Raw genomic sequence first — 11,646 nt, forward strand, 5'->3', positions numbered from 1 at the left:
GGCCTAAGCCCCGATCAGGTCAAGGTAAAGCCGCCGCCGCCGGGGCGACATGGCCAGGATGTCCCGTTCGGACCAGCCATAGGCCAGGGCCAGCGCGTGGATATCGCAAAGCAGGCGCTGCCCCCAGTCCTCGATCTCACCCCATAGGTAGGAAAGGATGTCGAAAGCCGTGACCCAGCAATGCGCGCAGGCCGGACAATCGAGAGACAGCTCCACCACGGCCTGCGGATCAAGCTGGGCCAAGCGGCTGGAGAGGGTAGCGATGACTTCCTCGGGCAGCTGTTGCGGCGGCACGGGGTCGCCGGCCAGGCTGGCCGATACCACGCAGCGCTGCATCAGCTCATGACGTTGCCGGTCCTGGCTGGCTTGCATTGCAATCAGCAGATCCTCGCTGTTCGGCGGGCGGCAGCGCAGTGCATAGCCCTGGGTCTCGATCAGTAGCGGCAGTTCGGCGCTTGGGCCGGGGGCGCGGATATCACGGGTCTCGAAGGTCAATTCGAGCTTTTCGGCACACTGCGGACAACTGGCCACGCCTTGCAATTGCTGGCCGAACAGCTGCTCCCGCAGGCGCAATAGATATTCGTCGCGCTCGCCTATGCTTGTCGCCGCCCACTGCGCCCAGGACCGTTCCGGCCAGCCGGCCGCCAGCAGGCAAAGCGCCCTTTGCACCGGGGCCTGGCCGCCCGCCTGATCCCAGACGGTGAACAGTGTCGAAGTATCCATTTCGGCCCGCGCCCGCGTCAGACCGGATTGGTAAAGGTCGGCTCTTGCGGTTCGGCCACTTCCACATCCCGCTCCCAGCCTTCGTTCTCGATCTTGATATGCTGGATGGCGATGGCATTGGCATTCGCATCCAGATCGGACAGGGCCTGGAATTCGCTTACCCAGCAGCGGTAGAGCTTATAAGCCAAGGCCACCTGGCCGGCCTCGTTGTAGACCTTGATGATCAGGTTCTTGCGGAAGTCCTTGAGCGAAACCTCCGCGCCCAGGCCGGCGCCGTAGTTCCAGACCTTGTTGGCCCACTGCTCGAACTCCTTGTCATGCGTCACGCCGCGTTCCAGCGTGATCGCCTCGTACTCGCTGCGGCCGGGCGACTTGCGGCTGCTGCTATGGTCGCCACCATCGCGGTGCTTGACCACCTCGGTCGTGCGTTTGAAGCTGCTGACCTTGCTGATCCCGGCGACCGGCGTGGTGCTCCCCTCGAAAAACACCTGGAATTTGAAGTTCTTGTAGGGATCGAAGCGCTGGGTATTTACAGTGAACTGTGCCATGGCGATTGTCCTCTGGAGGCCTAGACGGAGAGCTGGCCGGCGATCTGCTGCAGGCGGATGACCACGAATTCGGCCGGCTTGAGCGGGGCAAAGCCAACGACGACATTGACGATGCCGAGATCGATATCGTTCTGTGTGGTCGATTCGCCATCGCACTTCACGAAATAGGCATCCTTGGGCGATGCGCCCTGGAACGCCCCTTGCCGGAACAGGTTATGCATGAAGGCCCCGATCCCCAGCCGCAACTGGGCCCACAGCGGCTCGTCATTCGGCTCGAACACCGCCCATTGCGTACCCCGGTAGAGACTTTCCTCGATATACAGGGCGGTGCGCCGGACCGGAATGTACTTCCACTCCGAAGCCTGCCGGTCATCGCCCTGCAAGGTCCGTGCGCCCCACACCACCCGCCCGGCGGCGGGGAAGACCCGCAGGCAATTGATGCCCAAGGGATTCAATTCGCCGTTCTCGGCATCGTTGAGCGACACGCTCAGTTGCGGCACACCGACCAGGGTAGCCTCCAGGCCGGCCGGCGCTTTCCACACGCCACGGGCCGTATCGGTGCGCGCAAAGATGCCCGCCACGGCGCCGCATGGGGCGAAATCTTCCAATTGTCCATCGCGTTTGGGGTTGCTTTGCCGCAGGCGTGGGAAGAACAAAGCGGCGTTCTTGCTATTGGTGCCGACCGTACCAATGCCATCCCGCGCCGCTTCCTTGTCATGCCAGCCGCTGGGCGGATCGACCAGCAGCATCGCCCGCCGGACTTCGCAATAGGCCGCCGCCGCCGTGACGAGTTCGTCGTCGACATTGCCGTCCGCCTGGTAGGGCGGAATACACAGCAGATTGAACAGGTCCGCCTTCTTCAAGGCATACAAGCCGGTCTTGGCGTCTTCCTTGCCGGTGCCGGTGAAGTCGTCAAGATCGAGCAGGCCTCCATCGGCGGCCACGTTCGCATCGGCCACCTTGGTATTGGTGGGCGTGCTGTTTTCCGCCCAAACGTCATTCTCCTTTTTCGTCTTGTCGGGATCGGGATGCTTGGTGGGCCGCGTGCCGGGCAGCGATCCCGTCATGACCAGCAATTTCGATTCATTGACCAGAACCTTATCGACCTGCCGCACATGGCCGGCGACAAAGGAGACGTTCCGGAACATTTCCACCCGCCCGGTCATACCGTCCCGCACCGACAGATTGAACAGATTGGCGTCCCCGCCCGCCACATCATGGTCGATGCGGGCGCGCAGATAATTGCCCCAGCTGCCTTCGTACTTCGCTTCGAGATCGAGACCGTTGACGGACAAGGTGGCCTTGGTAATGGGGGCGGCCTTGGCCGCCGCCGCCGTGGCGGCGTTGCCGACCGAGGCCACGGTGGGACTACTCAAGGCTGCGGCCGCGACTGCCGCGTCGGCCACCACCTTGGCGGCGGCCTTCTCTCCCACCGTGGTATAGGTCGCCGCCTTGGCCACGGCCGCTGCCACGGCGGCCGCCACATCCGCGCCGGTCGCCGCCGCCGCCGTGGCAGTGGCGGCGGCCGCAGCGGCGGTCCGCTCGGCCGCGCTGGCGTACTTGGGGTGGTAAAGACGGACGACAACCGCCTGGCTACCGCCATTCAGGTAGAAATCGCGTACCGCGTAGCCCAGCGCGCTGTCGGCCCATAAACCGCCGAACACACGCTCGAAATCACCGTAGCTATTGATCGTCACCGGGGTATCGGTCGGCCCGCGCAAGGCTCGGCCGACAAAGGCGGTGATGGAGGTGGCCACGCCGGTAATGGTCCGTACGCCGCTGCTGATCTCTTCTACATAGACGCCTGGGTAAGTCAGGGCACTCGGCATGGCATTTCCTTTCAAAGAGGAAAACGAAACGCAGGCGCAAGCCCGAGCCGGCCTAGGGACGCGCGGATGCCCGGGCGAACCTGCCCGCATCGCGATCGACATACCGAGTGCTTGCCTACCTATCCATGACGTTTTAGGGGCCGCTACCTGGCAATACTTCATTCATCTGGAGGATGGGTATATTTCCCGCGCGTGATTCCGACGAACGCGATGTCACTTTTCCCGCCTGCCGGGATGGCGGTCCCTCCTTGAATAGCCGAATCACCCATGGCGCGGGGAATTTAAGTCCATAGCTGTTTTATGATTTTCAGGGCAAGGCCTTGCGATTTCTTTTTGGGACCTATGCAGCGATATAGCGTTCTGCTTAAAATCCGCTCTCCGTTAATAAAACGGCAATATATAAAACAAAATACCGAGCGCCTTGGAGTAAATAATGAAATATGAATTAAAGCCGCTTACCCAGCCGGATCGGGAAGCCATCCTGCGCGACATGGCGCCATTCCTGGAACAGTCCAGCATGCTTGCGACCCTGTCCCATGAAGATGCCATGCCACAAGCGCGGGCGATAGATCAGGAGAGGCATAGTTATTTACTCGGCCTCTCCCCTATTACCCGGCTGGATTCTTCAGCGGATTATTACTGCTTTTTCCTGGAGAAACGGCCCTATGTGTTCTTTACCGAGAACATGTTCTCGGACACGCTTTTCCAGGAAGCCGGCGAAGACGCCACGCCTCTGCCTGCACACGTCAAGGAAGCAATCCTCGAAGCTTTCCGGGTTTACGGCCGCTTTGGCAGGCCGGATGGTTTCTCGCCCATCTTCTTGGGGCAATAAGGAGACGCCATGGAACTTACTTATAATGCGGCGTTCAACAAATTATGTCAGCTGGTCGCCAACGACGAACAAAACATCGCCAACTTGACCGAGCTTGTGAAGCAAACATCCGGCATCGTGGAAGGTGCGCCCCCTAATGGCTTCCATATTTTATATTCCGGCGAGACACCGAAAAAGGAGCGTTGCACGGACGTGGTCAAGGCAGTGGGCAACGACCCCGATGCCGTCCATGTCATCCATGTCGGCCGTAGCGAAGTCGGGAAGTTGTGTAACAACGAATTATTCCGCGGTGCCTTGCAGAAGGCCATCGTGCGGGACGTGCTTGGTGACAGGCGACCGCAAGCTGGCGACTTCCCTGCCCTGAATCGCAGGATGCAAGAGGTAAGGAACGGCAGGAACGGTACTGTAGATAGCTCGCCGCGATTCGAACAGCCCGATAACGCCATTTGGGATATCGCTTCAAGGAAATATGTAGAGGCGGCACAGGGCGATTTCCGCGTGCTTGCGCCCGGCCCTATCGATCCGCTCAGCGTCTTCACCAAAAGCGAACTGCCTGCGTTGCTGAACAATGAAAGGGTCGGCCTGGTTGACGGGATGTCGAGAACCGGTCTGGCCAATATCCTTGACCGTAGCGACAGCGTCCAGGAAGGCATGGCGGTTCTCAACGCCGTTTTCAGCGCCAATTCTCTCCACCAGGTCAATCTTACGGGAATCGCCATAACCGATTTCAGGGACTACCTTGATCTCAGCGCGGACCGCCTCCAGGACGGTTTCAAGGCACATACCCAACAGGATCTGGCTGCGCTGAAGGAAACCTGTCTCAGCGAGAAGAAAGGCCGTCTTTTTTCGACGCAGGAGCGACCTGCTTCCGACCCTGCCCAAGGGTATAGCGGCAGGATCGTCGCGGCATCACCCCTGCACGTCGTCCAGGAAATCGGCGCCAATTGCCTGGTCGCCCACCAGAAGTTCAAACTGGGATCGCCCGTGCAGATCGGCGCAAAAGCGCAAATCGCTTATGACCGGGAAGGCGCGAAGGTGCTGCAGGACCAAAAGAAGCAACAGCAGTCGCGCTCCGCTACGCGTTAAAGTAGTACCGTGCCGGTATGTGCGAGGTGACAGGAATAAGCTGAGCTTGCGGCAGCTTCACTTTGCGGCAATGACATCCTCCAGGCCGAACATCCCGGTGTGATCGTCATACGAAAACACCTCCCCGCATACCGGCCCCATTCGATGACCGCCTCCAGCGCCTGCCCGGCCAGTTCATCGCTCAGGAAGTCTTCCAGCTTCTGCTCGAACCGGGCGCGTGGCGCACGCTGGCCTTTTCGCTCGGCAAGTGTCGTGCAGATGTAGCTAGCCAAACCCACCTGCTTGAGCAAGTGCGCCGCGAACAAGGCCTTGCGCGCTTGCATGCCATATTCATGGAATAGCATGCCTGCTTCGGTCAGAACGATATCCCCCTCGCGCAGTTCCGCGAAGCCCAAGTGGCCGAGCATTTCCGCCACCGGAAACAGATCGTCGACTTCCAGGTGCATCGTACCGGCGATCTCCGGCAGATCGGCCCGGCCGCCATAAGGGTCGGCCGCCACGGTCTCGATCAAGCCGGCCATCAGGTTGGTGGATACCCGCTCCAGCGGACTGCCGATATCCAGGCCGCTCTTATGGGCGGTGCCATTGACTGGGCGGGCCGTCATCCTGGCGTAGATGTCGTCGACCAGCTGGCGGAACGCAGGGTCCAGGCGATCGCGCCGATGCTTGAACGGCACCTTGAACTCGGCCACGACCCGACCGGGGTTCGACGACAGCAGCAGGATGCGGTCGCACATGAATACCGCTTCCTCGATGTTATGGGTCACGATCAGCATCGACTTGATCGGCAGTTGGCGCTCGGTCCATAGTTCCAGCAGATCGGTACGCAGTGTCTCCGCGGTCAACACATCCAGGGCGGAAAACGGCTCATCTATCAACAGCAGGGTCGGATTGACCACCAGTGCGCGCGCAAAGCCGACGCGCTGCCGCATACCGCCCGATAGCTCGCGCGGGAAAGCGCTCTCGAAGCCGTCCAGCCCGATCAGGTCGATGGCGGCAAGCGCACGCTCGCGCCGCGCCTTGGGCGGCACCCCCAGCGCTTCCAGGCCGGCCTCGACATTGTCCAGCACGGTCAGCCAGGGGAACAGCGCAAAGGTCTGGAACACCATGGCCACCCCCTCTGCCGGCCCGTTGACGGGTGAGCCACGGTATTCGAGATAGCCGGAGGTCGGCGGAATCAGCCCGGCCAGCATGCGCAGCAAGGTGGATTTGCCGGAGCCGGAGCGGCCCAGCAGACCGACGATCTCGCCCTCGCACAGCGCAAGATCGACGCCGTCGAGCACCAGGCGCTCGTCGCGCTCGCGGTCAAATCCACGGCAAAGATCGCGCGCGACCAGGATGTGCCGGCTTGGGGTCGGTAAGTCGTTGTGCATGGTGCTCGGCCTCTTAGTTCAGACGCAGTTTGTTTTCGGCGATGGCGTACAGCGGGCGCCATAGCAAGCGGTTGAAGCACACCACCATGGCGGCCATGACGGCGATGCCAAGCAATATCCTCGGGTGGTCTCCCGCCGCCGTGGCCTGCGCGATAAAGGCGCCCAGGCCATGGGCGGCCAGGCTGGTATTCCCCCAGGACACCGCCTCGGAGACGATGCTGGCGTTCCAGGCGCCACCCGAAGCGGCGATCGCGCCGGTGACGTAGTACGGAAAAATCGCTGGCAGCATGACCTTGCGCCACCGCTGCCAGCCACGGATGCGGAAATTGACGGCGGCCTCGCGGAGGTCGTTGGGGAAGGCGCTGGCGCCGGCTATCACGTTGAACAGGATGTACCACTGCACGCCTAGTACGATCAGCGGGCTCAGCCAGATATCCGGATCGAGCTTGAAGTGGACGATGCCGATCACGAAGACCGGGAACAGCAGATTGGCCGGGAAAGCCGCCAGGAATTGCGCCAGCGGCTGGATCTTCTCGGCCAGCCTAGGCCGTAGGCCGATCATTACCCCCAGCGGCACCCAGACCAGCGACGCCGCCACGATCAGGATCAATACCCGCAGCAGGGTCAGGAAACCCAAGCCGATCACCCTGAACAGCTCGTCCATGCCGACCTCGCTACCGATGTAGCCGGTCAGCCGCCACAGCGCGTAGCCGGCCGCGCCGGCCAGCAGCGCTCCCCAGATGGCACCGATCGCCTTCGACGCGCGGGGAGTCTCGGCAATGGCGGCAGCAGGCAAAGAGACCTCAATGCGCATCCGTGCCAATTTGCGCAGCCCGCGACCGAGGGGCCGAAGCGCCCGCTGGATCAGATGCGTGCGGCGGATCAGCTTCAGCACCCAGGAGTTGGGCGCCGACTGCGCATTGGTATCCTCCAGCCGGAAACGATCAGCCCAGGCCACCATGGGCCGGAACAGAAGTTGGTCGTAAAGGATGATCACCACCGCCATCGCGAGCACCACCCAGCCGATGGCGGACAGCTTGCTGCCGGCAATCGCGGCCGCCAGATAGCTGCCCACGCCGGGCAGGGCGATCGACTTGTCGCCGACGGTGATCGCCTCGGCCGCGACAATAAAGAACCAGCCGCCCGACATGCTCATCATCATGTTCCAGACCAGGCCCGGCATGGCGAACGGGACCTCCAGCTTCCAGAACGTCTGCCACGCCGTCAGGCGCATGCTGCTCGCCACTTCGACCAGATCGCGCGGCAAGGTGCGCAGCGACTGGTAGAAGCTGAACGTCATATTCCAGGCCTGGCTGGTGAAGATGGCGAAGATGGCCGCCAACTCCGCGCCCAGTATGCGACCGGGGAACAAGGCCAGGAAAAACACCACGGTGAACGAGATATAGCCGAGCACCGGCACCGATTGCAGGATATCAAGGACAGGAACCAGCACTTTTTCGGCGCGGCGGCTCTTGGCCGCCAAGGTGCCGCAGATAAAGGTGAACAGCAGCGATACCAGCAGTGCCGCCAGCATGCGCAGCGTGCTACGCAAGGCGTATTCCGGCAAGCCGGCCGGATCGAGGGAGATGGTTTCGGCGCCCGGCCCGGACAGTGGTGCCAGTGCCTCTTGCGCACCGGTGGCGGCCAGTGCCAGCAAGCCGATGATCAGCGGAAAGGCGATAAGGTCCCAGCGGTTGGGCAAGAGCCGGCGTGCCGAGCGGGGTAATTGCAGGATGAGTTCGTTAGCCATGGCGCAAACTTAGAGCCGGCCGGGTTGGCCGAGTTCGCTGCGCGGAAGATTGATTTTCCGTGCCGCTTCCTGCGGCAGGACATTGATCGACTTGCTCCTTTGAGCTAATCTTTACGCTCAAAGGAGCAAGCCATGACAAGCACCGTCAAGAAAGCCCCGTCCCCCGTGAAATTGCCGGGAGGCGGACCCGTTTCGGCATCGCGCGCGGCGGCCGCACCGGCGCTGGTCGTGCTGACGGACTTCGGCGAAATGTACCGCTCCACCCCGACCCGCCGCGTCGAGCTGATACGGCAAGGTGTGCGCGCCGTCGAGCTGAAGGATATGGTCCGCCTGATGGATACCTCGCAGGACAGGGTCTACAAGGTCCTGCGCCTGTCGCCCGCCACGGTAAACCGCAAGGCCAGCCGCGACGAAGCGCTATCCAGCGAGGACAGCGAGCGAGTGGTGGGGATGTCCAAGTTGATCGGGCAGGTGCAGACAATGGTGGAGCAGTCCGGCGATCCCGGCGGCTTCGATGCGGCGAAATGGCTGGCGCATTGGATCGAGGAACCGCTCCCTGCCCTGGGCGGGGCTTGCCCCGCGGACTATATGGACACCATGGAAGGCATCAAGCTGGTGTCCAACGTACTGTCGACCATGCAGAGCGGAGCCTACGTTTGAGCCGGCAGGCCTGGCGCATTGCCGCGGACACGCCGAACTACCTGGCGGACGATCTGAGCGGGACAGGGGCCAAAATCACCGGTGGACGATGGAATCGCGCCGGCATCCCCCTGCTCTATTGCGCCGAGAATATTGCCCTGGCCTGCATGGAGACGCTGGTACACACCAAGGCCAGCGGCCTGCCCCTGAATCGATACCTGGTCAGGCTGGAGATTCCCGACCCGCTCTGGCAGGCGGCGCAACGGCTGACGGCGGACAGCGCACCGGTAGGATGGGATGCGGTGCCGGTCGGCAAGGCCAGCCTGGATTTCGGCGACGCCTGGGCCAACAGCCTGGCCTCCGCCGTCTTGCTGGTGCCCTCGGTGATCGTGCCTGACGAGCACAATATCCTGATCAATCCGCTCCACCCCGATGCCGCACGGATCAGCGCGACCAAGTTGCGACGGTGGTTGTACGATTCGCGGCTGCTTTAGGGATGCACTGAAGTATTGCGCGTATTCAAGCGGCGGCTCACCACCCGGCAATACCCGCAAGGAGTAGGCCGTGGTTGTACGGTGCCTTCGGCACCTACAACCACGCACCCGCCGCGAGGGAGCCTCGCTTACGCTCGTTAGTGTGGTGTCTCAAAAGTAGAATTAATTAAATATTTGGTATAATTGTCGTAGTTCAATAGCTCATGGAGACTATGACGATGACCAGAACGGGCCGCCCGATCAAGAAGCTGGAACTATCCGAAGAGCAGCGCAGAGAGCTGAATGCACGTTTGGCGCTGCGCAAGGCGCCGGCCGATGAGAAGCTACGAATTCAGATTGTGCTCAGTTGTGCTGACGGCGAAGGAGGCAAAGAGATCGCGAAGCGGCTGGATACCACTGCGCAGACCGTCTCAAGGTGGCGTCGTCGGTACGAGTCGTATGGTCTGGCAGGGCTGACCGATGCACCGAGGTCGGGGCGGCCTCGCACGGTGCTAGACGAACACGTTCAGGCGGTGATTGATCGTGTCCGGAACAGTAAGCCTACTGACGCGACGCACTGGAGCGTGCGCACGATGAGCAAGGCAACAGGCGTGTCGGCGTCCACAGTGCAGCGCATTTGGCACGCGTTCGGGCTCAAGCCCCATCGGCTGGAGACGTTCAAGTTTTCCACCGATCCGAATTTTGTCGATAAGGTCCGCGATGTGGTGGGCTTGTACCTCGCCCCGCCGGATCGTGCCTTGGTGCTCTGCGTGGATGAGAAGAGCCAGATTCAGGCACTGGATAGAACGCAGCCTTCACTTCCGCTTACGTTCGGCAAAGCAGAAACCCGGACACACGATTACAAGCGGCACGGGACGACTTCGCTGTTCGCAGCTCTGGATGTGGCCACTGGCAAGGTCATTGGCCAACTCAAACGTCGCCACCGGAGCGTCGAATTTCTGCAGTTCCTCAATACCATCGACGCAAGCGTACCGGCAGACCTGGATATCCACCTGATCATGGACAATTACGGGACGCACAAGACGGAGAAGGTGCGTGCCTGGTTCGCCAGCAGGCCACGCTACCATCTGCACTTCACGCCAACTTCGGCCTCCTGGCTCAACCTTGTGGAGCGTTTTTTCTCACAAATCAGTGAGAAGTGGATCAAGCGTAGTGCCCACAGCAGCGTCGCCGATCTAGAGCAGTCAATCCGCCACTACTTGGACATCCACAACACCAACCCGAAGCCCTTTGTATGGCGCAAAAGCGCAGATTCAATCCTTGAGGCCATTGCTCGTGCAGGCAAAGTTATTAATTAATGCTATTTCAGGTACACCACATTAGCAGGCTGGTGAGAAACTCGTCGGAGTCCCACTGTACTGCAGGAAAACTGCGGAAATACAGGATTTTGTTCAAAAATCAGGCAATTTTCGCCTATTTCTTGAGCAAGCCTCCCTGATCTGGTCAGATTTTCCCACGCAGTCGCTGATGCCGGGAGTTTCTCACCAGCCTGTTAGCGCTTTAAATCAGTGTTTCCTCAGGGAAGCGCGGCGGGCTGCACGCAGCCGCGGCAGCCATCACCGTGGTAGTGATTTTTCCATACCAGATACGTGGAGCCCTCAGCATTGAATTACGGACGATATTTTTCATATAAATTTTAACCATTTACGAAAGATGGGGCAGCTATTCCTTTGTAAAATTTTCTCAGCGTATTTTATCGCCATTTTAAGAGGGCTGCTGATTACGCCCCCAATATTGATTGTACTGTTTTTAATAACTCATGAAAGAATCATATGGATTTGCGAGCATTTAGCAACAGCAATACGGGTTTTAATTCTTGCGACAACACGCAGGGAATAGAAAAATCTGGCCAGTCAATACGTTGCAATACGGAAAGTAAACCAGCCCCCTCTCGGGGAATCGGGTTGGTGATTGATTCTGTAAAAAAAACAGATGGCATCATGGATGGCCAGTTCGCACCCATGATCAAATATCTTCAAGATGCCCCTGTTCTTTCTTCTGCTCTTTCTCGCGATACTCCGGCCCCTACTGGCGCTCGTGCACTTTTCTTTGAACGTGCGCCTGCTCCGGCTCCAGTTCGTGCACCTACTTTTGCACCTACTTTTGCTCTTGCACCCGCTCCTGCTCGTGCCTCTACCCTTTCCTCTGCCTCCACCCTTTCCTCTGCCTCTACCCTTTTTCCTACTCCCTTCCTTTCTCGTAATGCTCCTACCCTTGATTCTGCTAAAGAAACTTTAGTCAAGCGTGGCCTTGTTAAATCAGTGTCTTTCGCTAAAACAGACCAACTATTTGACTCGAATGGAAATCAACCCGAAGAGAGGCCGGCCAAAACTTAGGATGCTGACTCCCTTCAGGCGCAAGAACAGGATGAC

Annotated in this window: 11 protein-coding genes; 6 read left to right on the top strand and 5 right to left on the bottom strand. The window is 60.1% G+C overall.

Features of this window, described 5'->3' with window-relative positions:
- Window positions 1-3 precede the first annotated feature (3 nt).
- Genes FNU76_RS23135 through FNU76_RS23145 form a run of 3 tightly spaced genes read right to left on the bottom strand, consistent with a single transcriptional unit; the run spans window position 4 to window position 3,100 of the window.
- Window positions 4-723, bottom strand: coding sequence for a T4 family baseplate hub assembly chaperone (locus FNU76_RS23135; protein WP_144280389.1), 720 nt, complete (start codon window positions 721-723; stop codon window positions 4-6).
- Between the two features lie 17 nt (window positions 724-740).
- Window positions 741-1,271: a phage tail protein gene (locus tag FNU76_RS23140; protein ID WP_144280390.1), complete on the bottom strand. Its 531-nt coding sequence runs from the start codon at window positions 1,269-1,271 to the stop codon at window positions 741-743.
- A 20-nt stretch (window positions 1,272-1,291) separates the two neighbouring features.
- Window positions 1,292-3,100 carry a phage tail sheath family protein gene (locus tag FNU76_RS23145; RefSeq protein WP_144280391.1) on the bottom strand — a complete coding sequence of 603 codons (1,809 nt, stop codon included), beginning with the start codon at window positions 3,098-3,100 and terminating at the stop codon, window positions 1,292-1,294.
- Between the two features lie 433 nt (window positions 3,101-3,533).
- On the opposite strand from FNU76_RS23145, the gene FNU76_RS23150 reads away from it, so the two are divergent.
- Window positions 3,534-3,932 (top strand): hypothetical protein, encoded by a 399-nt coding sequence (locus FNU76_RS23150; RefSeq protein WP_144280392.1) that lies wholly within the window; start codon window positions 3,534-3,536, stop codon window positions 3,930-3,932.
- Between the two features lie 9 nt (window positions 3,933-3,941).
- Window positions 3,942-5,018: a KfrB domain-containing protein gene (locus tag FNU76_RS23155; RefSeq protein WP_144280393.1), complete on the top strand. Its 1,077-nt coding sequence runs from the start codon at window positions 3,942-3,944 to the stop codon at window positions 5,016-5,018.
- On the opposite strand, the gene FNU76_RS23160 is transcribed toward FNU76_RS23155, so the two are convergent.
- Both FNU76_RS23160 and FNU76_RS23165 read right to left on the bottom strand, forming a co-directional pair.
- Complete coding sequence (locus FNU76_RS23160; protein ID WP_308418586.1) at window positions 5,015-6,391, bottom strand: ABC transporter ATP-binding protein; 1,377 nt, start codon at window positions 6,389-6,391, stop codon at window positions 5,015-5,017. The two genes, FNU76_RS23155 and FNU76_RS23160, sit on opposite strands and share 4 nt — an antisense overlap.
- A gap of 13 nt (window positions 6,392-6,404) precedes the next feature.
- Complete coding sequence (locus tag FNU76_RS23165) at window positions 6,405-8,141, bottom strand: ABC transporter permease (protein WP_144280394.1); 1,737 nt, start codon at window positions 8,139-8,141, stop codon at window positions 6,405-6,407.
- A gap of 132 nt (window positions 8,142-8,273) precedes the next feature.
- Between FNU76_RS23165 and FNU76_RS23170 the strand changes: the two genes are divergently transcribed.
- The 4 genes from FNU76_RS23170 to FNU76_RS23185 all read left to right on the top strand — a co-directional run bounded on the left by FNU76_RS23170 (window position 8,274) and on the right by FNU76_RS23185 (window position 11,610).
- Complete coding sequence (locus FNU76_RS23170) at window positions 8,274-8,801, top strand: Xre family toxin-antitoxin system antitoxin (RefSeq protein WP_144280395.1); 528 nt, start codon at window positions 8,274-8,276, stop codon at window positions 8,799-8,801.
- Window positions 8,798-9,274, top strand: a complete 477-nt coding sequence (locus tag FNU76_RS23175) for an RES family NAD+ phosphorylase (protein ID WP_144280396.1) — start codon at window positions 8,798-8,800, stop codon at window positions 9,272-9,274. Before FNU76_RS23170 ends, FNU76_RS23175 begins: the two co-directional genes overlap by 4 nt.
- 218 nt (window positions 9,275-9,492) lie before the next feature.
- Window positions 9,493-10,572 (top strand): IS630 family transposase, encoded by a 1,080-nt coding sequence (locus FNU76_RS23180; RefSeq protein ID WP_144280546.1) that lies wholly within the window; start codon window positions 9,493-9,495, stop codon window positions 10,570-10,572.
- A gap of 474 nt (window positions 10,573-11,046) precedes the next feature.
- Window positions 11,047-11,610, top strand: coding sequence for a hypothetical protein (locus tag FNU76_RS23185; protein ID WP_144280397.1), 564 nt, complete (start codon window positions 11,047-11,049; stop codon window positions 11,608-11,610).
- The last annotated feature ends 36 nt before the right edge of the window (window positions 11,611-11,646 follow it).

Source organism: Chitinimonas arctica, assembly GCF_007431345.1.
Lineage (GTDB): Bacteria > Pseudomonadota > Gammaproteobacteria > Burkholderiales > Chitinimonadaceae > Chitinimonas > Chitinimonas arctica.